The sequence below is a fragment of the Holophagales bacterium genome (genome assembly GCA_016699405.1).
GTDB lineage: Bacteria > Acidobacteriota > Thermoanaerobaculia > Multivoradales > JAGPDF01 > JAAYLR01.
The window spans coordinates 4980893-5004607 of record CP064972.1; the positions used below are offsets into that span (position 1 = coordinate 4980893).

Here is a 23715-nt window from a genome sequence, read left to right on the forward strand (position 1 = left end):
GCGAGCGGGTCAGCCGACGACTTCGAGGTGAGCTTCCGTCAGGGACCGCTGGAGGAGCGACCGCACCGCCTCGGTGTCGTTCTGGCCGCTCGCCAGACGGAGCTCGGAGAGCGCCGCGGCAAGCTCCGCGCTCGCCATCGGCTGGAGCCGCCCGACGTAGATCTTCGGATGGTGCGTCTTTTCCATCCGCTCGCCTTCGAGCTCGATCTCCTCGAAGAGCTTCTCGCCCGGCCGCATCCCGGTGACTTCGATGGGAATTTCCTCGTACGGGCGAAAGCCGGAGAGGGTGATGAGCCGCTCGGCGAGCTCGAGAATTCGCACCGGCTCGCCCATGTCGAGGACGAAGATCTCGCCGCCGCGCCCCATCGCCGCGGCCTGCAGGACGAGCTGCACCGCCTCGGGAATCGTCATGAAGTAGCGCTTCATCTCCGGATGGGTAACCGTGACCGGGCCGCCCTCCTGGATCTGGCGCTGGAAGATCGGGATGACCGACCCCGCCGAGCCCATCACGTTGCCGAAACGCACCGCGACGAAACGACCGCCGCGACGGCGCGCGACCTCCTGCACCACGAGCTCGGCCATCCTCTTCGTCGCACCCATCACCGACGTCGGCCGGACCGCCTTGTCGGTCGAGATCAGCACGAAGGTCTCGACTTCGTGCTCGGCCGCCAGCTCGGCGAGGCCGAGCGTGCCGAAGAGGTTGTTCTTGACGGCTTCGCACGGGTTGGCTTCGACCATCGGCACATGCTTGTGCGCGGCGGCATGGGCGACCACGCGCGGCCGGTATTCCGCGAAGATCCGCCGCATCCTCCCTTCGTCGCCGATGTCGGCGAGCAGGGGGACGATCGGCAGACCCGGCGCGACGCCGCGCATCTCGCGGTCGATCTCGAAGAGCGCGTTCTCCGCCCGCTCGAGCAGGAGAAGTCGCGCCGGACGGAAACGTGCCACCTGGCGCGCCAGCTCCGAGCCGATCGAGCCACCGGCCCCGGTGACCAACACGCAGCGGCCGGCGAGCAACGCGTCGACCGCACCACCCTCGAGCCGCACCGTCGGGCGTCCCAGGAGGTCCTCGAGGTTGACGTCGCGGAAGCGGGAGACCGTCACCGTCCCCTGCAGGATCTCGAAAAGACCGGGCATGGCACGGACGCGGACCGGAATCGACTCGCAGAGCGCGACGATGCGCTTGAGGTTCTCCGACCGCGTCTCGGCGATGGTGATGATCACGTGGTCGATCGCCATTTCGCGCACCAGGCGCGGCAGGTCGCGGACCGTCCCAAGGATCTTCACCCCGTGCACGACCGTCCCCTGTTTGCTCGGGTCGTCGTCGATGAAGCCGCGGACGTCGATCTCCGACTCGCCTCGGCTCTGCAGCTCGCGCACCGCGAGCATCCCCGCCTGACCGGCGCCGATCAACAGCACCGGCACCTGCGTTCGCTCCGCCGACGCCGGAACGACGCGCCGGCGGCGTTCGCTCCATTCCCACTGCAGCCGTCGCGCCACCCGCAGGGCGACGACCGCACCGTAGCCGAGCACCGTCGACAGGACGATCACCGAGACCGGAACGCGCCACGCCTGCAATCCCGACGGCAATCCGAAGCGCAGCGCGAGAAGCAGTCCTCCCGAAGCCAGCGCGGCCTTGCCGAACGCCCGCAGATCGCCGAGGCTGACGTATCGCCAGACGTAGGAATAGACCCCCGTCGCCACCAGGCTCGCGAACTGCAAGCCGACGGCGAGGGGAAGGTGCGTGAGGCCTTCACGCAACTGCGCCGGAGGGATCAGGAACTCGAAACGCAGCAGATACGCGAAGACGAACCCCGCGGTCAGCGCCGCGCCGTCGAGGGCACATTGCATCCAGCGCGTCAGCAGGCGGCTCTTCCACGAGCGGCGCAGCGCCTCTTCGCCGGTCGGCTCGAGCTGGGCGCGTGCGTCCCGGGCGCTCGCCGGTATCCCCTCTCGCTCTGCACTCATCCCGTTCCCGCCCCCCAGACGCGATCTCCCGCCATTGTGCCTCGAACGAAGCGACTTCGCACGCCAATCCCGTGGGCCGGTCCCGTGGGCCGGCGCTTCAGCACCCGACCGTTGCGGCGAGTTGACGGATGGCGGCAACGACCTGCTCGATCTCCCCTGCCGTCATCCCCGGGAAGATCGGCAGCGACACGAGGCGTGGCCATTCCCGGGTCGACACCGGGAGGTCCTCGGGCCGCCAGCCGAAGGTCTCCTCGTAGTAGGGGTGGAGGTGAAGCGGGCGCCAGTGCACCGAGAACCCGATGCCGAGCTCGCGGAGCCGAGCGACGAAGGTGTCGCGATCGATCGTCAAGCGCTCGAGGCGCAGACGAATCGGGAAGAGGTGCCAGGAGTGGAGCCGGTCTTCCGGAAAGACCGGCAGATCGACCTCCGCGACGCTCGAAAGCGCCTCGCGGTAGGCCGCGGCGATCTGCTCCCGCTCGCGGCGCATCGCCTCGGCGCGCGCGAGCTGGTGAATCCCGATGGCGGCGGCCACGTCGGTCAGGTTGTACTTGAACCCCGGCGCGACGATGCGGTAGTCCCACGGGCCGCCCGCGTAGCGCCCCCAGGCGTCCTTCGAGAGCCCATGGAGCGACATGAGGCGCATCCGCTCGGCAAGCGCAGGGTCGTCGGTGACCGCCATGCCGCCCTCGCCGGTGGTGATCGTCTTGTTGGCGTAGAAGGAGAAGCAGGCGACCGCCGAGGTGCCCTCGCCACAGCGGACCCAGGAAGAGCCCGCGTCGGCGCGCCACGACGAGGGAAAGGCGTGCGCCGCATCCTCGACGACCCAGAGCCGGTGCCGCGCGGCGAAACGCCGCAGCGCCCCGACGTCCATCATCAGGCCGCCGACGTGCACCGGGATGACCCCGACCACCTCGATCCCCGGCGGGATCGCCGCCGGCAACCGACCCTCCCGCAGCGCGGTGAGCTTCGCCTCCGCGTCCTCGAGATCCATGTTGAGCGTCGACGGCTCGGCGTCGACCAGGATCGGAATCGCCCCGAGGTAGCGCACCACCTCCGCGGTCGCCGCGAAGGTGTGGGTCGGCACGAGGACACCCTGCCCCGGCCTCAGCCCGAGCGCCTCGACCGCCAGGTGCAGCGCCGCCGTGGCCGAATTCACTGCCACCGCGAACCGCCCGCCGACGGCGGCAGCGAACTCCTCCTCGAAACGGCGGACCTTCGGGCCCGTGGTGAGCCAACCGCTACGCAGCGAGTCGGCGACCTCGGCGATCTCGGCCTCGGAGATCTGCGGGCGGAAGAAGGGAACGCTCATCGTGCACCGTCCGGCAACAGGCCGGCATAGCCGCGAATCAGGTGGAAGGCCTCGGCGAACGGCACGCCGCACTGCATTCCGTGGGCCTGTGCGAGCAGTCTCAGCCCCTCCCGAGACCAGGGGTGCGGATAGGGCTGAATCTCTCCCCGATAGCAGGCGAAGGCCTCGATCTTCCGGTCGAGCTCCTGCGTGATGTCGACGAAGTAGTTCGCCGGAAAGGAGACGCCGTTCCAGAAACTGGTGTTGGGGATTTCGCAGCCGAGGATCGACACCGGCTTGCGGCGCGGCCGGGCAACGATCTTCGCCGCCTGCGCGGTGAGTCGATGGTCGAGATTCAGGTCCGTCTCGACGTGCGTGATCACCAGGTCGGGCTCGAGGCCGAGCGCGGCCACGGCGCCCGAGAGATCGGCCATCGCGACCTGATCGAACCGCTGATCCGGGAAGCCGAGGAACGTCGGCGGCTCGATCCCCAGGACGGCACACGCGGCGATCGCATCGGGCTTGTTGTCCTGGTCCCCGCCTCGCGCCGCGATGATCCCATCGGAGAGGATGACGGTCCTGACCTCCCAATCGCCCTTCGCCAGACGCTGGATCAGACCGCCCGCTCCGAGCGTCTCGTCGTCCGCGTGGGCAACCAGGACCAGCGCGCTTCGCCTGCCCATCCCGACCGTCATTTTCCTCTCCTCCGCTCAACCCTGGCGATCAACGCCCACCCTCCCGACGGCGTCTGCCCCCTCCTGGCCGGCGGCCCCGCCAGCTCGCGCCTCCACACGGGCGGCAACCACATCTTCCCACCGTGGTGGCGGCGCGAGCGATGGCACCAGCACGGCGAGCACCGTGTGGAAGAGCACCCTCACGTCCGAGCTCCACGTTCGCCGCTCGAGATAGGCGAGATGGCCACGCAGCTTGTAAGGCTGCAGCAACTCGAGGTAGGCCCGTTCGCGATCCGTGCTCGCTGCGGCGAGCAGGCCCTCCTCGTCGCGCAGGTGGATCGCCACGGGATCCGTGACCCCGGGGCGCACTTCGAGCACCCGTCGCCACAGCGGCGAGGAGAGGTCGACGTACCTCGGGACCTCCGGACGGGGTCCGACGAGCGCCATTTCGCCCCGCACGATGTTCCAGAGCTCCGGCAACTCGTCGATCTTCGTCCGGCGCAGGAAGGACCCGACCGGCGTCACGCGCGGATCGTCTGCCGACGTGAAGCCCGGACCGGCACCGGTTCGCGACATCGTGCGCAGCTTCAGCAGAACGAAGCGACGCCCGCCGCGACCGACCCGCTGTTGGCGGAAGATCGCCGGACCGGAGGAGGTCAGCTTCATCGCCAGGCCACCCACGAGCCAGAGCGGGCTCGAAACGAGCAGCCCCAGGAGCGCCATAGCCGCCTGGATCGGCTGAGGGAGGCCGGATCGCAAGACGGTCGCGGCCCCGGAGTCTTCGCTCACCGTGCCAGAAACTCCTCGAGGCGGTCGACCACACGAGCCGCCGCGCAACCATCCCAGAGGGCAGGAGCTCTCGTCGCCCCGGGGCGTGGCGCACGCGCCGCCTCCTGGATCGCTCGCGCCTCCAGCGCCACCAGTCGGTTCGTTCCTTCACTCAACGTGACCGGTCGCTCGGTGTTCTCGCGCAGGGTCAGGCACGGCACACCGAGGGCGGTGGTCTCTTCCTGGATGCCACCGGAATCGGTGAGCACGAGGCGAGCGCGGGCCATCAGTCCGAGGAATTCGAGGTAGCCGAGCGGCTCGACCAGCCGCAGGCCGGCGATCCGGGAGAAGAGCTCGCCGCTGCGCTCGCGGGTCCGCGGGTGGATCGGGAAGAGCAGCGGCAGCTCCTCGGCGACGCCGGCGAGGCCGCGCGCGATCTCGGCCGCCATCGCCGAGTCGTCGACGTTCGAGGGGCGGTGCAGAGTGACGAGCCCATAGCCCCCGGGCTCGAGTCCGTAGGCCCGCCACGGTTCGCGCGCCAACGCCCGCTCGCGATGCGACACCAGGCTGTCGATCATCGTGTTGCCGACGAACGCGACGCGCCTCGCGTCGATCCCCTCGCGTTCGAGGTTGGCGAGCCCGGACGGCTCGGTCACGAAAAGCAGCTCGGCGAGGTGGTCGGTCAGGACGCGATTGACCTCCTCCGGCATCCGGCGGTCGAACGAGCGCAAGCCGGCTTCGAGGTGAGCGACGGCAACCTCGAGCTTCGCCGCGACCAAGGCACAGGCGAGGGTCGAGTTGACGTCGCCGGCCACCACGACGAGCGCCGGACGCCGCTCGACGAGCACTCTCTCGAATGCCACCATCACCCGCGCCGTCTGTTCGGCGTGCGAGCCCGAGCCGACGCCGAGATCGAGGTCCGGCCGCGGCATCCCGAGCTCGTCGAAGAAGACCTGGGACATCCGCTCGTCGTAGTGCTGTCCGGTGTGAACGAAGAGCTGGGGCAGACCTCGCCGCTGCAGCTCGAGCACCAACGGCGCCATCTTCATGAAGTTCGGCCGTGCGCCGACGACGTTCAGGATCATCTCGCCTCCAGGCGCTCGGAAAACCGCTCTGCCACGGCGCGGCGATCGTAGCGGTTCTCGACCAAGGCGCGCGCGCGACGGCAGGTCTCGGCCACCCCGTCGCGTCCACGAGCCAGACCACGGACGGTCTCCGCGAGACCGACGATATCGCCGGGCGCGAGAACGTCTCCGGCTCGGGCTGCGCCGACGATCTCTGCCGACTCTCCGGATGCGACCAGCACCAGCGGGCGCTCGCTCGCCATCGCCTCGTAGATCTTCGACGGCACGGCTCCCGGGAGAAAGAGCTTGAGCGTCACCAGAATCGCGTCGCTGCTCGCCAGTAGCGCGGGCATCTCCGCCGACGGAACCGGATCAAGAAACCACACGTTGGTGAGCTGCCACTCCTCGGCGAGCGCCTGGAGCTCGGCCTTCTCGGGGCCGTCGCCGACCAGCACGAAGCGAATCCGCGTCTCGTCGCGAAGGATCCGGGCCGCCTCGAGGATCTGCTGCAGCCCCTGGGCGAGGCCGTGCAGGCCGGCATAGGTCGCGATGAAAGCGTCGCCATCCGGATCGAGCCGGCGTCGCATCTCGGCGCTCGCCTGGGCGGCGCCGAACTTCCGCGTGTCGCAGCCGTTTGTCAGATGAAACGTCACGAGATCGGGGAAGCGCTCGGCGATGTTCGACAGGATGGTGCGCGACTGCCCCGTCACCAGCCACGCCCGGCGGTAGCAGAGCCGCTCGAGCGCCGACGCCAGCCGATGACTGAAGCTTCCCTCCCGCACCAACCCCAGTCGGATCGCTCCGTCGGGCCAGAGATCGGACACATTGAATACCAGGCGAGCGCGCGTCACCCACGCCAGCCAGATCGCGGACATCCCCAGGAAGAGCGGCGGGCTCTCGACCAGGAGCACATCCTGCCGGCCCAGCCGAAAGGTGCCGACGAGCGCCGACGAGACCACGAACGACAGGTAGCTGGCCAGGCGACGGACGAGGGAGGCGCTCTTCGTCGGATAGACCGCGGTGCGGAGGACCCGGACCTCTCCGCGGGACTCACGTCGGAAAAGGCCGCCGTAGCCGGCGAAGATCCGGCCTGTCGGGTAGCTCGGCATGGCCGTCAGCACCGTCATCTGGTGACCGCGTTCGGCGAGCAGCTCGGCCAGCTCGGAGAGCCTCGCCTGCGGCGCTCCGACCTCCGGCGGGAAGTACTGGGTGAGGAAGGTGATCCTCATGGGGTTCACGGTTCTTCTGCCGCAGGCGACCACACGATCGAGTCCCGTGAGGAGGTCACCCGACTTCGGACGGAGAGAGTGGGGTGCCCGCCAGGCGGCCGCTAGCCAACCACGGTTGATACGGCTCGATGGCGTCGGAGTCCCCCATCTCGAGGTACCAATGGTGGATGTCCAGGAGCTCGGGAGGAAGGTCCGGAGCCAACGGAACGACGACGAACGGTTGGGTCCAGCCGCCATCGTCGGTCGTCGAATACGCGTCGGGGTGCCAGAGATTGAGCCTGGGGAACCCGAGCGAGCTCGCTTCGAGCTTCGGGAAGGCGCGCGTCTTCAGAAGCTGCCGGTGGAGCACGCCGTCCTTCTCGTAGCTCTGGGTCTGGATCTCTCGCACTGCGCCGAAGCGCCAGCGATGCCACGCGCCGTCGGCGTCGAAATGAAAGCGCGACCGAAAGGCCGTGAGGTCGACGGCTTCACGGTCGACGAAACGAAGGTAGCCGGGAACACGCCAACCGAGGAAGCGAGCCGCGACGGCGGCGAATCGTCGATTGCCGAACCCGCAGAGGAAACGAGCTCCGGACTCGCGAGCCGTCGACTCGGCCAGGCGCGCCAGCTCCACCAGGGTGGCTCCTCGCCGATGTCGCGGGCTCACGAAGACCTGGAGCACGAGGCAGGCCCGCATCCCCGAGACGGCGATCGGCAGCAGGCCGAGGAAGGCGACGATGACCCCGTCCTCCACGGCCACGAACGGCAGCGGGCGCCCCGACGGATAGTCCTCGTAGTAGTAGCGGTACTTGCCGACGGACCACCCCTGCTGCGTCCAGTGCTCGCCGAGCATGGCGACGATGCCGTCGATGTCGGCCTTCTCCGCGGCGCGAACGACGACGCTCACGCGCTCACGCCCTCTCGCCCGTCGATCATGCGCACGTCGCCGAGCTGCCGCTCGTAAGGCTCGGCAGGGAGCGCGTCGACGAAGCGCTGCTGCAGCAGCAACGTCGACACGAGCAGCACCATCGCATGATCCTCGCGGGGCCCGATCGCCGTTTCCGGCAACGTGCGAAGGCGCTCGACGAAGAGCGACGCCTTCTTCGCGTCGAACAGGCCACTCGCCTCGATCGCCGACGGCCGCAGCAACGGCTCCAACCAACCCCCGGCCATCGCCTCACGCAGCGCGACGGCGTCCGGCGCCCGGTACGGCTGCTTCGCCCGTTCCACCACGGAGGTGGGCAGCTCGCCTCCGAAGGCCTCCTTGAGGACGTGCTTCTCGCGCAAACCCTCGCTCAGCCGGAGCTCCTCCGGCAACGAAAGCGCCAGCTCGACGACCTCGGGGTCGAGGAACGGGCAGCGCCCCTCCACTCCCCACGCCGCGGCCATCCGGTCACCCTGGGACGAAAGCAGGTAGCCGTGCAGAAGCGTCGTGTACTCGAGCAGCTGCGCCTTCTCGATCGGCGAGCATCGATCGAGATCCGGCGCCTCGGCCGTGAGCCAGGCCGAGAGCCGCGCCGCATCGTCGTCGCCCTCCCCGGTCGGCGCCAGCAATCGTCCCGCGAAGGCGGCCGACCCGAAGCGCATCTCGTGCGAGAAGAGGTGGCGCGTGGTCTCCGCGGCGTGCTGCGCGAAGATGCGCGCCAGCGCCGCCGCGTTCTCCCGATTGAAGTGCGGCAGGTAGGGGTAGAGCCGCTCGATCGCGGCGAGTCGCTGGTCGCTGTCGAGGTCGTGGAACCGGCTGCGGATCAGCGTTTCCTTGAAGATGTCGTAGCCGAGGAAGGCCTCGTCGGCCCCCTCGCCGGTCAGCACGACCTTGATTCCCGCGGCGTGGACCTGCTCGGCGAGCAGGTACATCGGGGCCGGCGCCGTGCGAAAGAGAGGCGTCTCGGCGTGCCAGACCGCCTCCGGGAAGACTCGCGCGATGTCGCTCCGGGCGATCCGCACCGTGTGGTGTCGCGTGCCGAACCGCGCGGCCACCTCCTCCTGGTAGCGCGTCTCGTCGAACGACGGATCGTCGAATCCGATCGCGAAGGTCCGGACCGGTTGCGCGTTGAGCCGTTGCGCCAGGCCGGTCGTGATCGTCGAGTCGAGCCCGCCGCTCGAATAGGTGCCGACTTCGACTTCGCTGCGCAGACGCAGGCGCACACTCTGCTCGAGGCTCGCCCGCACTCGCTCCACCGCTTCGGGCAGGGAGGTGCTCTTCCTCCGGCCGACGGGAAGCCGATAGTAGGGTCGATCGTCGAGCCGGCCGTCGGCGAAGACCGCCAGATGACCCGGGGCGAGTTGCTCCACGCCCGCGAAGCAGGTCTCGTTGGGCAGCGGCACCCACAGCCGGAAGAGCCGCCGCAGGACGACCGGGTCGATCGACCGCCGCACCTCCGGCAGGGCGAAGATCGCCTTGATCTCGGAGGCGGCGACCAGGCCATGGCCGAGCCGCGTGAAGAACAACGGGCGCTCGCCGAAGCGGTCCCGGGCGAGCAACAGCCGACGGCGCCGACGATCGTAGAAGAGGAAGGCGAACTGTCCGTTCAGTCGGCCGACCGCCTCGTCGCCCCATTCGAGAAGCGCCTGCAGGAGCACTTCGGTGTCGCTCTCGGTGGCGAAGCGACGTCCGGCTCCTTCGAGCTCCCGCCGCAGCTCGAGATAGTTGAAGATCTCGCCGTTGAACGCGATCCAGTAGCGCCCGTTCTCGGCCGACATCGGCTGCTGCCCGTGGGCGAGGTCGATGATCGAGAGGCGGGCGTTGGCGAGCCCGGCGCGCTCGTCGAACCAGAATCCACGCTCGTCCGGCCCGCGATGGTGCAGGGCGGAGAGCATTCGCGTCAGGGCTCGCCGCGGATCGGCGGACACGAAGTCGACATCGAAGAAACCGGCGATCCCGCACATGGCCTAGAGCGCCCTCGACGAGAGCGAACGGCACCGCCGGTCGATGAAGAATCCGAACTTCGTCAGCATGTCGCCGAATCCCACCTCGATGAGCTCGCCAGCTCCGATCGCGAGCAGCCGGCGAACGCATGCCTCCCAGCGAACCGGCGAGGAGAGGTGCGCGGCGAGCGCCTCGCGAAGCAGCGTCGGATCCGCCGGCAGGAGGTCGCCCGAGACGTTGTCGGCAACTGGAAACGCCGGGGGGGAGAGCTCGATCGACTCCAGGAGCTTTCGGAAGGCCTGCCGCGCCGGCTCGAGAAGTGCACAGTGCCACGCTCCCGCGACACCCACCCGCGCCAGTTTGCGCGGTGCTGCCGCGGCGAGGAGCTCTTCGGCACGCGCAACGCCGGCCACCGTCCCGGCCACCGACAGCTGCCCGAGACAGTTGTAGTTGCTCACCGCCACGAAACCGCCCTCGGCCCGCACCTCGGCGCAGACCTCTTCGACCCGCTCGTTCGGCAGTCCGATGACGGCGAGCATCGCTCCGTCGACCGCTGCCGGACTGGCGTTCATCAGTTGTGCCCGCCGGAAGACGAGGCGCAGCGTCGTCTCGAAGTCGAGCATCCCGGCGGCGTGCATCGCCGTCCACTGTCCGACGCTGTATCCCGCCGCGCCGAGGCAGGCCCGGCCCGAACGGGCGATCCGCTCGAGCTCGAGGACGGAGCAGAGCACCGTAACCGTCGAGGCGATCTCGTTGCGATCGAGATAGACCTGGCCGTGACGGGCGACGCCGGCGGCGACGTCCTCTCCGACCACGTCGCAGAGACACGCGTAACGCTCCGCGAACCCCTCCTGCCGGCGGGCCTCGTCGAGCATGGCGGGGGCCTGGGGCCCTTGGCCGGGGAAGAGAAAGGCGATGCCGGCCGGGCTCACGGGAGGATCTTGAGCCCCGAGAGGTCGAGCCCGATCTGGCGTGCCACCGGCTCGAGGTCGACTTCGGCGGGGCGATGCGCCAGCCGCTCGAGCGCCTCGGAGCGGTCCATGAGCCCGCATCGAACCTGCTCGGCCATCTCCGCCACATAAGGATGGAAACCGTGGCGCGCCAGATGGAAGTGAATCCCCAAGTCGTTCAGCCGGCAGTTGCTCGAGTGGCGACCGGTGTCGGTCGGGCGCTCCCAGCCCAGCTCGCGCAGAGCCGCGAGCACGGCGTCCTCGCTCACTTCGAGGACGAGCATCGGGTTGGTGATGTAGACGGTCTGCTCGGACTGCTCGAACGGCCCGAGCCCGAAGAAGCGTGCCGCCTCCTCGGCGCCGAAGCGCGCGGCGTAGCGTGCCTGCGAGGCTTCACGCGCCCGTCGCATGGCGGCGGGCCGGTACTCGAAGAGCGAGGCGTCCTTCGGCACCTGGCCGCCGAGGTAACCGCCGGCGACGATCGGCACCTCCATCTGCAGGGCCAGCTTGAGCACGTAGTTGTTGATCAGGCCGATGCACGAGTTGCAGATGGCGCTCGCGCGCTTCGCCGCTGCGCTGACGTGGACGCCGACCTCGAGACTGTCGACATACATCCGCCGCATGAAGGCGAACGACGGACGGAACAGGAGGTGATCGATACCCAGCGAGTCGCTGACCAGTCGGCAGTTGGCGAGCGCCCGCTCCGAGACGAAGCCGTTGTCGATCGTCACCGCGAGACAGCGGAGCCCGAAGCGCCGCTGCAGCGTCATCAGCGTGTAGGTCGAGTCCTTGCCGCCGCTGTAGGCAACGATGCAGTCGTAGTCTCGCGGGCCGCGCACCTCGCGGTAGACCCGCTCGAGCTCGCCCCGCAGCTTGGCGCGCCGGCGCGTCGACTCCACGGGACCCGGTTCCGCCTGGCAGATCGTGCAGAGCCCCGACGCGTCGAAGCCGATCCCCGGGAAGGAGTCCGACAGGACGCATTGGCGGCAGATCACGGCGATTACCTCGGGGCCCGCTTTGCCTCGACCATCCGGGCCATGCCGTCGACGCTCGCCAGATCCGGCGACAGCAACTCCTCGTCACTGAACGTCACGCCGAATTCCGCCTCGAGGAAGGTCACGATCCCGACGACACCGAAAGAATCGATCACCCCCGCGGCGAACAGGTTACTCGATGTGGACAGTTCGGCGCCGCCGAGATCCACCAGGAAGGTGCTCTCGACGTACTTCTTCAGGGCCTCCGAGACTCCAGACGTAGTCATCTCGCTCCTTGCAGGCTCATGGGTGCCCGATCATACAGCGCCTTTGTTCGGTACTTCTCGCACGACCTCACCTGATCTCCTTGCGCAGTACTCCAAGGAAGTGGGTATCGAGCACTCGAAGTGATGCGAGCAGAGTCGCAGCAGCCCAGGACCTGGGCACCAGCCAACGCGCGAGCGGCGGGGCTAGCGTCGTGCGGACAAGCCGGCCCCGACATCCGCCGAAAAGGCCCTCCACCTCCGAGCGGCGGACCCCACGAACGTGGGGATTCGCCGGATTGTTGACGAAGAAGTCGTACCAGACGATGACACCTCCCGGGCGCAGGACCCGGAGCATCTCGCTGGCAACGTCCCGCTTCATTTGGTCCGAGAGAATCGAAGAGAACACTGTGCTCTGGGCTACCAAGTCGAACGACTCATCAGCCCACGGCAGGTGCGAAGCTTCCCCCGTGCGCAGATCGGACCTCGGATACCGGGCGCGTGCGACCGAGATCCTTGCCTCGTCGAGATCGATCCCTGCGAGGTTCTCTGGCGCCGCCCCGAACTCGGCGAAGATTCCAAGCCAGTCTCCATCACCGCAGCCCACCTCCAGAATCCGCTGGTCGCCGAGCGGGAGGACCCTCTCGCGCCGGAGTCCCGTCAAAAGGGCGCGCTCCTGACTGTGTCGCGCGAAGAGGTTCTCCGGGCGCCATCGTGCATAGAAGTCGACAGGGATCTCACGGCGGCGTCGCTCGTACTCCCCACGAATCCGGGCCACCTCATCGGCCATGGCGCCCTCGCTCAAGAAACTGCCGACTCCAACGATCCACCATCAAGACGCGGAAGAGCTCCTCCCCTCGAGCCGCCGTGGCGCTGCCGCGTTTGAGCTCGTCGAGCGCTCTTCGAACGGAATCCCTCTCGACCCAGGCCCACGCAGGGGAGTCACCCGCAACCAGCGACTCGAATCGCGGGAGGAGAGGTCCGCGCAGCCAACGCGCCTGGGGGGTTTCGAACCCGAGCTTCGAGCGGCGAAGGCGGATGGCCTCCGGCAGCTTGCTGACCATTCCCCGTCGCAGGGGCATCTTCGTCCACCCACCGGAGAACAGGGCCGATGGGTCGACGGCGAGTGCCGTTTCGAGGAACACGTGATCGAGGAATGGGTAGCGCCCTTCGACCGAGAAGGCCATCGTGTTGCGGTCGTCCCAGCGGAGAAGACGCGGCAAGAAGAGCTCACGGATCTCGTGAAGCCGGCGCTCCCTCGGCGACATCCCGAGAACTCTCTCCGCCGACGTCGAGCCCGGCCCTGCTGGCCCACCACGAACCTCGAGAAACGGCCGGGATTTCCGTCGCCATCGCCCCAGCAGCGCAGGCGCCTGAAGCCAGAGCTGCGGATTCCCTCCCGGGAGGAGCGCTCCACCCAAGTGCCGTGCCAGGGTGACGAGGTCGCCATGCCGCCCAAGCCCGAGCAGATAGGCGAAGTACGACTGCCAGTATCCGCCGAGCGACTCGTCGCCACCTTGTCCGTTCAGGCTGACCGGCACTCCCGCCTCGCGGGTCCGACGAGCCAGGCAGTAGCCGGCATACATCGACAGCGACCCGACCGGCTCGTCGTGATGCCAGACGAAGTCCTCGAGATCCGCCAGGAAGCCAGAGGCCGTCGGCGTTTCGATCGTCGGCGAGGCATCGATGACGTGATTCACCTCGTCGATGAAGGGCCTCTCGTCGATCGGCTCGCCGGGAAAACTGATCGAGAAGGTGTGGAAGGGCTCGACGGCACCCGCCTCGGCTCGGGCCTCGTTCGCCAGCACCGCCACAGCGCTGCTGTCGAGCCCACCGCTCAGGGCGCACCCGACCGGAACGTCGCTCCGCAAATGGAGCCGCACCGACTCCGCGAGCGCTGCAGCCACCCGCGTCCCGGCCTCGGCAGGGTCCCGGACCTCGACCGCGATCCGCTCAGGGAACCAATAGGGGTGCGGATGAACAGCGAGACTCGTCGCGTCGACACGAGCCCAGGTCCCTGGACGTAGCGGAGTCACGCCGTCGAAGAACGTGTGGGTCGAATCCTCCCACCCGGTGGCGAGGTAGGTCGTGATCGCCTCGCTGCGGGCTCCCGGCCGAAAGCTCGGCAGCGCGAGAAGTTGTTTGATCTCACTGACCACCGCCAGCATGCCGTCGAAGTGAGCGTAGTAGAGCGGCTTGATCCCGAGTCGATCGCGCGAGATCACCAGCTCGCCGCTCCTCCCGTCGAAGATGGCGAACCCCCACATCCCTCGCAATCGCGCGAACGCCTCGACTCCCCACTCCTCGTACGCCGCGAGCAGCACCTCCGAGTCGGTCCGGGTCCGGAACCCGTGACCACGAGAGGCGAGCTCACGCTTCAGCTCAAGGTAGTTGTAGATCTCGCCGTTGAAGACCAGCCAGGAGTCCCGATAGCGCATCGGTTGGCGGCCTGAGTCGGAGAGATCAAGGATGGAGAGTCGGCGGTGGCCGAGCCAGACGCTCGGATTCGGGTCACTCTCGGACCAGCTGTTCCCGATCCGGCCCAGAAAGACACCGCCACCCCCATCGGGCCCACGATGCTGAACGCTATCCGCCAGGCGCCCGAACACCTCGCCTGGCAGAGAACTCAATCGTTCGGAGCTCAGAATCACGATGCCGCACATGCTGGCCTACCCGGGCCTGGCTGGCTTCTCAGAACTTCCGAACATTGGAAGCCGCTCTCCTCCGTCGCTATCTCGTCCGGAAGGGCCACGAAAACAGAAAGTTCCAGATCGCCTTTCGATGGTCTCGGCGCCCTGATAGATGGTCGCGCCACATCGCGGCGATTTCATCCGACTGATACCACTCATCGTGCCGAGATCCCTGGAGGCTGTCTTCCAAACGCTCACGGAGCACGGTCCGAAGCCAGTCAGTCTGCGGAACTCCGAGACCCTTCTTTGGCTTGGCAAGTACCTCCGCCGGGAGCATCCGCTTGGCCAACTGTCGCATCAAGACCTTGCCCCGGCCCTGTCTGAAGATCAGTTCGGCGGGAAGGCTCGAGAGGAAGCCGGCGAGGTCAGGATCAAGAAAGGGAGCCCGCACTTCAAGCGAGTGCAGCATGCTTGCTCGATCGACCTTCGTCAGGATCGATGATTCCAGGTACGTCTGGACCCATGTGGCGACCTGCCCCGCCAGCTCGCCATGGTGCAGGGATCCGTTGAATGCATCGCGGCTCGGCTGCAGGACCTCCTCGAGCGAGACCTGAGCAGCCAACTCGGGACGCATCACGGAAAGGGCGCTCCCGAGGGAGAAGCTGGCCATCCAACCCGGGATGCGTTCACTAGGCCCATGCAGGAAACCCTGGCCGAAATGACGCACCTTGAATCGAACCGACATGTTGCCGGGGTTCGCCGGGAGCAATCGCTCGAGGAGGCGCGCCGCCGCGGCCGCAGGCCGTCGTGCGTGAAGGTGGTCGATCAGGCGGGACAATCGCCAAGCACGAAATGGGTCATAGCCGCCCTGTAGCTCGTCACCCCCATCGCCCCCAAGCGCGACGGTTACGTGCTCGCGTGCGAATCGACACACCAGGCTCGTCGGGATGATGCTCGGGTCACCGAACGGCTCCGATAGTCCACGCCAGACCGTTTCTAGCTCCCGCTCAAGTTCGCGTCCGGTAGCAATCACCTCGTGGTGCTCGGCGCCGAACCACCTGGCGACGAGGCGCGCCGACTCGCGTTCATCGAAGGTTGAGTCGTCGAATCCGACGGTGAACGTGCGCAGCTGCCCCCGGGGCTCCACGCGCCTCCAAACCGCAGCGAGCAGCGAGCTGTCCAGCCCACCCGAGAGAAAGAGCCCGACGGGGACGTCGCTGCGTAGTCGAAGGCGTACCGACTGCTCCAGGCCCGCGAGTAAGGCATCCTCTGCCTCTCCAACGTGCCACCGCCTCGGCGCCGGCTCAAAGCGAAAATAGCGTCCCCGCTTCGGCGCCGAGCCGTCAGGGTCAAGCTCCAGCCACTCACCTGGAGGGAGCTTCTCGATACCGGAATAGACCGTCGCGCTTCCCGGCATCCCATCGTAGACCAGGTAGCGTGCGACCCCGAGTGCACAAGGTGGTGGCGGCCCCCCAGGAAGCTCCGCCAGAGGTCGCAACTCCGATGAGAATGCGAGCACCCGCGAGCCATCGTCCAGGCGGATGCGGCCCCAGAAGAGCGGCTTCTTGCCCCATCGATCCCTGACGAGGAGCACCCGTTGCTCTCTCGGGCGATACCAGGCGAACGCGAACATGCCATTCAGCCGCGCCAGGCAGTCCACACCCCACGCTTCCAGGGCCGCGAGCAGCACCGCCGTGTCGTAGCGCCGAGCCACCGGATGACCCTCTCGCTCGAGCTCGTCGGCGATCTCCAGGTAGTTGAAGATCTCTCCGTTGAAGACGACTTGCGAGCCAGTCGCCGCGTGCTCCATCGGCTGGGCGCCCCCTGCGTCGACGCCGATGATGGCCAGCCGGCGATGGCCCAGAGCCAGCGATCTGTCGCTCCAGACTCCGGCCCCATCCGGCCCACGGTGAGCGAGCCGCGGCAGAAGTAGCCCCACCAACTCGCGCCCTCGCGGGCCGCTCACGCCAAGGATGCCGCACATCAGTCAACCCGACCAGATTGCGAGTCTTCGGCGACCGAGTACACAGACAGGCCCTGTGACTCGTGCAGGACTCGGACCAGGACCTCCGCGACAATCCCGAAGAAGATCGAAGTGACTCCGCCGACCAGAAGGCTCGCGGCCAGAGCTGGAAGCGGCGTCTGGACAAAGCTCGCACGGTACGGGATCCCGAATACCGAAAGCCAGCCGAACTTGAACACCAACATGATCACGCAGACAACTGCCGCGAGCCCAAAGAACCACAGCCCAGCGCGGCCGAAGAAGTGCATCGGCCGAGTGAAGTACCGGCTCATGAAGCGCACCATCACCAGGTCGAGAAGGACCTTGGCAATCCGGTCGGTCCCGTACTTGCTCTGCCCGAAGCGGCGGGCTCGATGCCCGACTTCGAGCTCACCGACACGGGCTCCGAGGCGATGAAGATAGACCGGAATGAAGCGGTGCATTTCGCCATAGAGGCGCAGTTCCCTGAGCAGCTCACGGCGATATGCCTTGAGCGTGCATCCATAGTCGTGCAGATAGAGACCCGAGATCCTACCGATCAGCCAGTTCGCGACGACGCTTGGAAGACGTCGAGATACCGCCGCATCCCGGCGAGATCGCCTCCAACCGCTGACGACGTCGAAGCCTTCGGCCAGCTTCTCGAGTAGCCGCGGGATATCTGCCGGATCGTTCTGACCATCGGCGTCCAGGGCCAGCACCACTCCTCCGGAGGCGGCTGTGAATCCTGCTGCGAGCGCTGCCGTCTGGCCGTAGTTGCGCCGAAGCCGAAGATAGCGAGTTCGAAGGCGCCCATGAGGCGCTGCGGCCAAGGCACGGAGAATCTCCGAGGAGCCGTCTGTCGAACCGTCATCGACATAGATCACCTCCGTCACCTGGAGACCTGACTCGGCCAGAGAACTGAGCTCTGCGTGGAGCCCGGCAAGTGACTCTCGCTCGTTGAGCACCGGGACGACGATCGAAACACCTACCGCGTCTGATCCGTTCATCCCGAACCTCCAGGGCCCGTCGACGACCTCTTGGTTAGCAAGCCCCCGAACGACGTCGCCCACAGACGCTCGAGTCCGATGGCCGCGAGAGCAAGCTCTGCGCCGCGGGCGGGCAGGGAGTAGCGCGGTTCGACATGGAGCACCAAGTGGCTGGCGGCAACCAGGACCATGGTCCCGGCGAGCAGGGCCAAGCCAGCCGGGCGCCGCCGCAGGACAAGGGCGCCGCCCACGGCAGATGCCAACAGCACGAACTCCTGAAGAGCGATGATGACCTTGATGGGCAGTGAGGAAAGATGCGTCGGGATGAGAATCCAGATTCGGACGGCGCTGATCGCAGCCTTCTTGAGGGCCAACCACGGATGGTCGGAAATGCGCCGCCAAGCCTCCCGAGCAACGACCGGCTGGCTCTCGGGCGCTGTGAATGGGCGCCCGGTCTCCGCCTCGATCCGTGCAATATGTTCACGATAGGCAACAAAGCCAGGGTCTCCATCCGACTCGTACCAGTCCCAATCCCACCACTTGTCAGCGAACTGATACGAACCCTGGAGAACCGAACGATGAAATGCCTGGCTGCCGCGCGTGAGCTGGCCCGGCTCAGGTGGGTTCGCCCACGTCATCACGACAACGAGTCCCAATGACACGGCAGCAACCGGGAGGATGCGCCAGGCGGTCCTCCGCAGGTCGCGCGTCGTGATCCAGGAGGCCAGAACGAGAACGAGGCCTACAAGTCCAAGGTTCGGCCGCAGGCAAGTGGCGATGCCAAGTGCGGCCCCTGACGCCATTGCGCGAATCGCCACGTGGTCTCGTCCATCCGAAGGGAGGAACCAAGCCAGGGCCAGCGACAAGAAGATCATGGCCGGATAGACGCTGCTAAAGGACGCTGCATAGTAGCCGAGAGGGTAGTAGAGCGCCATCAGAATCAGCGCAGCGCGCCGTGCGCCGTCTCCGGCAAGTCCAGCGAGGCGGGCTACCGACCACACCATCGAGGGAAGCAGGAGGATCTGAACCCAGAGTACCGAGCTGGGAACCCTTGGCAGCACCAGATAGACAGGAGCGACAAGGTAGGCGTACCCCGTCGGGTGGAAGACCATCTCGGTGCGTCCCCGTTCCAGGATCTCGAGTGCGGCCTCATGAGTGGCCTTCGGCTCGGGCCCACCGAAGTCGGGAGGGGAGTAGCGACCCGCTCCTCTCACGAGCAAGAGCATGAGGATTCCCGTCACCACCGGTGTCGCACAAGCGAGCAGCCAGAGCGCCTTGTCGACCCTTGGCTCAGAGCCTAGACGTCGCACCGATCACCTCGACGCTCTGACCAACTTCTGACCACGGCGAGCGTCCGGGACCAAGTCCTCGATCGCCTCGACCAGGACCGAGCTGAAGACCTCGACTGTCGCTCTGCGCGCTCTCTCGAGGCCTCGTTCGACGAGGTGGGCTCTCAGGTTCGAGTCTGCTGCGACCCTTTCCAGAGCCCGAGCGAGGGCTGACGGATCATCCACCGGGACAATCAGCCCGTCCTCGCCATCATCGATGGAAGACGGGATTCCTCCCACTCGCGTGGCGACGACAGGGCAGCGAAAGGCACGGGCCTCGACCAGCACGCGCGGCGTGCCTTCCGATCGACTCGGCAATGCGAGCACGTCCGCATCAGCGTAACGCTGGAAGAGCTCCGGCCCGAACGGCAACGCCGGGAGAATCCTGGCCTTACCCGCCGCTCGAAGGTCCGCCAATTCGCGCTCGAGCTGGCTGCCAACTCCCTGATCCACCGTGTGCGCCGCTCCAACGATCTCGAGCTCGGCCTGAGGCAGGGCTTCAAGCAGGATCTTGAATGCCGCAACCAGCGTGTCCAGCCCTTTTTCGTGGCGAAGAAATCCGACGAAGAGCACGCGAAACCCGTCCCCCAACGGCCGCCGTCTTTGGACGCTGAGAATCTCCGAATCACGCAATGCCGACGAGATCACCACTCGGCCACGGCCGCCATACCACCGGTCGATGGCTTCGCCATTGGCCACGTAAGCCGTCCGAGGCTCACTCAATAGTGCCGCTTGCAGCCGGTCAATCCCTCGCGCCACGACTCTTGCCGGCAAGCCGAGCAGGCCCCGATATCGTGTCGAGCTTAGAATCCACTCTCGCGCATCGGCGCAAATGTGGTAGACGCGAGGGCGTCGGGCACCGAGCAGTGCAAGTGGCGAGTCGAAGGGAATCTGAACCACCAGGACATCGCAGCGGCGCTCGACTTCTCGGATCGCACGGCGCGCTCCTCTCCATCGGCGAAGCCCAACTCGTACACTTGGCATCCAGGGAAGTTCTACCGCGTCTGCCTCGTCGCCAGCCAGATGCTCGCAGAGGAGCGGAGAACGCTCTGGAGACGAACTGAGTGCAACAGTAAGCCTCCCGTAACGCTCGGCGAGAGCCTGAAGCGGCCGAACGACTCCCGCCTCGGACCAGATCCCATCAGAATGAAAGCCGGCGCGCGACGAGACGAATCCAACGCTGGCCTTCATCGCATCCCTCCAACCGGTTGCCTCCGCTCAACGGCCTTCACCCCCCCGAACGAGGAGTCCCATACGGTGACACCATGGAACATCCCCAGAGCCATGCTGAAGGCAGGGCTATAGAGGATCTCGTCTGAAAACAGCCCGCGGATGAGCCAGAGAAGACCGAGTCTTGGTAGCAGCCAAGCCAGTCCCTCGTCCCGTGGTCTGATTGAGCCCAGTTCATATCGACGGAACCGCGGCCAGACTACTCGGAGGGCGAAGACTACGATGGGAATCGTGCAAAAGAGCCCGCCCCCGGCGAGTAGGTACACGACGACGCTGTGTGGGCCGATCTCCTCGGAGAATGCGCCACCGACCCTAGCAGCCAGCTCATCACTGATCCGAGGAAGCCCGGACCCGTAGATTGGGGAAGCTAGGAATATCTCGGCACCCGCTTGGTAGAGTTGCTCACGCAGCTCATCGCTGGAGTAGCCAGCCTGCGTCAAGGCGATCCGCTCTTCGACCACTGGCAGCAGTTCAAGCTTCTCCAAGCCGTACATCACGACGAACGCCACCGTTGCGATTCCGATCAGGAAGCGCGGGCTCGCCTTTCGGCCGAAGAGCAATATCGGAACAACAGCCAAGCTCACCCAACCGGACCGGTTCGCACTTCCGGCGATCGTCAGCGAGCAGGCTGCCACGGCGAGAACCAAGACGACGCGATCGGTCCAGGCTGGCCTCCCGTGGAGCAGCCACGCCCCACTCACGAAGATCGCCGGAAGCGCCAAGAGCGAGAAGTAGTTCTTGTTCGCGACCTCTTCAACAGGGTTGAGCCCGACTCCCAGTTGTACTTCTTGGATGCCCACCATTCCTCTCATCGCAAGGAGACCGACTCCAGCTGCCAGGCCCAATGCACCGGCTCGGAAGTCGGCAGAGGTCCTGGCGAGAGACGCAGCGACAAACAAGGTCAGCGCCGACGCGATGAGCTTCAGCAGCTGCCCGTAGGGACCACCGGAGACAAGGTGCGAGATCGAGAAGGTGGCGATGGTTACCAGTGCGGAAGGAGCCAAGCTCGCCGCAGCATTGCGGCTGCTAGACATGAGAACCCAAGCTGCGACGGGAAGTACCAGCAACAACTGCGGGTGAACGTAGAGGCCAGCCACCTCGATGCGCAGGCTGAGCACCCCGGAGCCGAACACCAGCAATCCCATGAGGAACAGGACTCCAGACCGGGCCCGCCCCCCGAGATCTCGAGTAGACCTCACGTAATGCGCTGCCCCAGGCCGCCAACGGCCGCCCAGACGCTGGGTTTCACGAGTCATGCTCCTTGCTGACCCGATCGCACGCTGCTTCTCCCATCCAGGAGCCGAGTCGCTAGCCAACAGACTCTCCCTTGTGGACCGACAAGGCCCGCCACCGCATAGCGAGCCTGGCGATCCACCCGCCGAACGGCCCGAGTGCCAGGAGGATTCGGAGCCCATGCCCCAGCGGCACTTCTTCCAGCAGATGCGGCAACACCGCCCGACCGAATGCGACGATCCTTCTTGCTCGAACGCTGTCACCTCTCGCGAGGGTGGCCGCCCCGTGGCGAACGACGTCTCGTTCGATGAAGGCCCTCTCGAGGTCAATTCGGCCAACACCCGCCCGGCGCAGGAGTTCCGTGTCTGCCTCCAGAACCGTGGCGTACTCGTCCACCAGGTACTTCAGCGCCCCCGATTTCGCCTGCTGGGCCGTTTGATTCGCCGGATGCCAGCGATAGGCGAAATGCGGCGTGTCGACGAAGAGCGCCTGACCCGCGACACCGAGCAGGCGCCAGTGGAACCACTTGTCCGGATTGATGAGGCGGGCCCCGCCGTATCCGTGGACCGCCTCGTAGAGAGCCCGCGGGTAGGCCGTTGCCGCGAAGTTGAAGGGGTTCTTCATCGTCCGCAGGCAGCGACCGAGAAGCTCACCGGCCGCGACGCGGTAGACCGGAGCTCCCGCAAGCTCCGACAGATGATCATCCCGATCGGCCGCACGCCAGAGCTCCGGGTCGGGCCCGATCCGGCCGGTGACCCGATCTTCGGGGTCGATTACCTCGAGCGTCGACGTCAGGACACTCTCCGACGCGGCGTCGCCGAGCTTCCCGATCACGTCTCGATAGGCCACCAACGCCCCGGGCCGCACCATGTCGTCGGACGACAGCATGATCATCCAGTCGCCGGTGGCGAGCTCGGCAGCCCGGTCGAGGTTGCGGGCGAACCCCACGTTGCAGCGATTCACCCGGACGCGGACACGCGGATCGGCCAAGGCGTTCAGCACGGCGACCGACTCGTCCGTGCTCTGGTTGTCGGCGACGACGACCTCGAGGTCGACCTCGCCCTGGCTCAGCACACTGCCGAGCGTACGCCCCAGGTACCGGGCATAGTTGTAGTTCGGAATACAGATCGAGAGCTTCATCGCGCACCGACTTCGCCGAGCGCGGTCCGGTAGCAGCCGAGCATCGAGTCGACGACACGGTCGAGCGCATACCGCTCGGCGGCTCGCGCACGCCCCGCTTCACCCATTCGCCTCGCCAGATCCGGGGACTCCAGCAGTCGCGTCACCGCCGCGGCCATCGCCGCCGCATCGCCGCAGGGAACGAGGAACCCGGTTTCGCCGTCGACGACGATCTCGGCCGCCCCACCGCCACGCGGTGCCACCACCGGCCGACCGGCGGCCATCGCTTCGACCAATACCCGGCCGAACGACTCCTGCTCAGCCGGGTGGACGAGAACCGCGACGTCCGCGAGGATCGCCGCCGCGCCCTCGACGTGCCCCATCCACCGAAGCCGCTCGCCGAGACCGCGGCGCGTCGCCTCGTCGACCAGGCCCCGCGCATACGATTCCCGTTCCCGGTCGCCACCCCCGTAGATTCGAAACTCGATCTCGGGATGGCGGCAGAGCATCGCGGCCGCCTCGAGGAAGAGTCCGTGCCGCTTGACCCGCGACAAGAGACTTCCGACCATCGCGACGACGAACAGTCCACCGGGCGGTGCCGGACCGAGAGCCAACAGCGGCTCCAGGGCGACGCCGTTCGGGACGACCGTGATCCGCTCGACTCCCGTGGCGTCGCGCAGGGCCGCGGCGGTCGCCTCGGAGTTCGCCGCGACCACGCCGGCCCGGCGGAGCAGGCGGGCGACGCGGCCTCGAGCGCCCGCCAACGGGAAGGCCCGGGTCTTCCCGACCAGCTCTCGCACGTGCCACACATGCGGGATTCGCAAGCGCCGACTCGCTCGAGCCCCCTCGGGCGTGAGAATCGTGTTGGTGTGGATGAGATCGGCCCGGTGCTGCTGCGCTGCCTGCACGACGGCCCGCGCCGAAGCCACTCCGGCCCCGGTTTCGAGAAGTTGAAGAAGTGCCAGGGCCGGCCTCTTCCAGGCACGGACGCGGATCTTCCGGTTCCACCAGACGAGCTTGCGGAACTCGACGCGGCCGTCGAAGGCCTCGCGCACCGCTTCGCGCTCGCGCGGGCTGCCGGCGTCGTGGCAGACAGCGGCGGCGACCACGCCCCGCCCGCGCATCGCCCGCACGAGATCGAGCGTGCTGATCGCCGAGCCACCGCTCGCACTGTTGAGCACG

At 67.1% G+C, this 23715-nt stretch carries 20 protein-coding genes; all 20 read right to left on the reverse strand.

Annotated elements, in window-relative coordinates; all coding sequences use genetic code 11:
• Positions 1 to 9 precede the first annotated feature (9 nt).
• A complete protein-coding gene (locus tag IPJ17_20620; GenBank protein QQR73841.1) occupies positions 10 to 1968 on the reverse strand; it encodes a polysaccharide biosynthesis protein in 1959 nt (652 codons plus the stop codon).
• A gap of 97 nt (positions 1969 to 2065) precedes the next feature.
• Entirely contained in the window at positions 2066 to 3277 is a 1212-nt protein-coding gene (locus IPJ17_20625; GenBank protein ID QQR73842.1) for a DegT/DnrJ/EryC1/StrS family aminotransferase, read from the reverse strand.
• On the reverse strand, positions 3274 to 3951 hold the full coding sequence (locus IPJ17_20630; GenBank protein ID QQR73843.1) for a PIG-L family deacetylase: 678 nt from the start codon (positions 3949 to 3951) through the stop codon (positions 3274 to 3276). Before IPJ17_20630 ends, IPJ17_20625 begins: the two co-directional genes overlap by 4 nt.
• 15 nt (positions 3952 to 3966) lie before the next feature.
• A complete protein-coding gene (locus tag IPJ17_20635; protein QQR76240.1) occupies positions 3967 to 4653 on the reverse strand; it encodes a sugar transferase in 687 nt (228 codons plus the stop codon).
• A 62-nt stretch (positions 4654 to 4715) separates the two neighbouring features.
• Positions 4716 to 5783 (reverse strand): UDP-N-acetylglucosamine 2-epimerase (non-hydrolyzing), encoded by a 1068-nt coding sequence (gene wecB / locus IPJ17_20640; protein ID QQR73844.1) that lies wholly within the window; start codon positions 5781 to 5783, stop codon positions 4716 to 4718.
• Complete coding sequence (locus IPJ17_20645; protein QQR73845.1) at positions 5780 to 6991, reverse strand: glycosyltransferase family 4 protein; 1212 nt, start codon at positions 6989 to 6991, stop codon at positions 5780 to 5782. The genes wecB and IPJ17_20645 overlap by 4 nt, the downstream gene beginning before the upstream one ends.
• A 55-nt stretch (positions 6992 to 7046) precedes the next feature.
• Positions 7047 to 7877: a GNAT family N-acetyltransferase gene (locus tag IPJ17_20650; protein QQR73846.1), complete on the reverse strand. Its 831-nt coding sequence runs from the start codon at positions 7875 to 7877 to the stop codon at positions 7047 to 7049.
• Complete coding sequence (gene asnB / locus IPJ17_20655; GenBank protein QQR73847.1) at positions 7874 to 9859, reverse strand: asparagine synthase (glutamine-hydrolyzing); 1986 nt, start codon at positions 9857 to 9859, stop codon at positions 7874 to 7876. The genes IPJ17_20650 and asnB (IPJ17_20655) overlap by 4 nt, the downstream gene beginning before the upstream one ends.
• A 3-nt stretch (positions 9860 to 9862) precedes the next feature.
• The gene (locus IPJ17_20660; GenBank protein QQR73848.1) at positions 9863 to 10771 is read right to left on the reverse strand and encodes an ACP S-malonyltransferase; all 909 of its coding nucleotides are present in this window, start codon (positions 10769 to 10771) and stop codon (positions 9863 to 9865) included.
• Positions 10768 to 11784 (reverse strand): hypothetical protein, encoded by a 1017-nt coding sequence (locus tag IPJ17_20665; GenBank protein ID QQR73849.1) that lies wholly within the window; start codon positions 11782 to 11784, stop codon positions 10768 to 10770. Before IPJ17_20665 ends, IPJ17_20660 begins: the two co-directional genes overlap by 4 nt.
• 5 nt (positions 11785 to 11789) lie before the next feature.
• The gene (locus IPJ17_20670) at positions 11790 to 12050 is read right to left on the reverse strand and encodes an acyl carrier protein (GenBank protein QQR73850.1); all 261 of its coding nucleotides are present in this window, start codon (positions 12048 to 12050) and stop codon (positions 11790 to 11792) included.
• A gap of 67 nt (positions 12051 to 12117) precedes the next feature.
• Positions 12118 to 12816 carry a class I SAM-dependent methyltransferase gene (locus IPJ17_20675; protein QQR73851.1) on the reverse strand — a complete coding sequence of 233 codons (699 nt, stop codon included), beginning with the start codon at positions 12814 to 12816 and terminating at the stop codon, positions 12118 to 12120.
• Complete coding sequence (gene asnB / locus IPJ17_20680) at positions 12806 to 14656, reverse strand: asparagine synthase (glutamine-hydrolyzing) (protein QQR73852.1); 1851 nt, start codon at positions 14654 to 14656, stop codon at positions 12806 to 12808. The genes IPJ17_20675 and asnB (IPJ17_20680) overlap by 11 nt, the downstream gene beginning before the upstream one ends.
• 100 nt (positions 14657 to 14756) lie before the next feature.
• A complete protein-coding gene (gene asnB / locus IPJ17_20685) occupies positions 14757 to 16640 on the reverse strand; it encodes an asparagine synthase (glutamine-hydrolyzing) (GenBank protein ID QQR73853.1) in 1884 nt (627 codons plus the stop codon).
• Positions 16640 to 17644, reverse strand: a complete 1005-nt coding sequence (locus IPJ17_20690; protein QQR73854.1) for a glycosyltransferase — start codon at positions 17642 to 17644, stop codon at positions 16640 to 16642. The genes asnB (IPJ17_20685) and IPJ17_20690 overlap by 1 nt, the downstream gene beginning before the upstream one ends.
• Positions 17641 to 18849 carry a hypothetical protein gene (locus IPJ17_20695; protein ID QQR73855.1) on the reverse strand — a complete coding sequence of 403 codons (1209 nt, stop codon included), beginning with the start codon at positions 18847 to 18849 and terminating at the stop codon, positions 17641 to 17643. Before IPJ17_20695 ends, IPJ17_20690 begins: the two co-directional genes overlap by 4 nt.
• Before the next feature lie 87 nt (positions 18850 to 18936).
• Positions 18937 to 19650, reverse strand: a complete 714-nt coding sequence (locus IPJ17_20700) for a glycosyltransferase family 4 protein (GenBank protein ID QQR73856.1) — start codon at positions 19648 to 19650, stop codon at positions 18937 to 18939.
• Positions 19651 to 20138: 488 nt separating this feature from the next.
• Positions 20139 to 21326, reverse strand: coding sequence for an O-antigen ligase family protein (locus IPJ17_20705; GenBank protein ID QQR73857.1), 1188 nt, complete (start codon positions 21324 to 21326; stop codon positions 20139 to 20141).
• A gap of 163 nt (positions 21327 to 21489) precedes the next feature.
• Positions 21490 to 22554 carry a glycosyltransferase family 2 protein gene (locus IPJ17_20710; GenBank protein QQR73858.1) on the reverse strand — a complete coding sequence of 355 codons (1065 nt, stop codon included), beginning with the start codon at positions 22552 to 22554 and terminating at the stop codon, positions 21490 to 21492.
• Positions 22551 to 23714, reverse strand: a complete 1164-nt coding sequence (locus IPJ17_20715; protein ID QQR73859.1) for a glycosyltransferase family 4 protein — start codon at positions 23712 to 23714, stop codon at positions 22551 to 22553. Before IPJ17_20715 ends, IPJ17_20710 begins: the two co-directional genes overlap by 4 nt.
• Between the last annotated feature and the right edge of the window lies 1 nt (position 23715).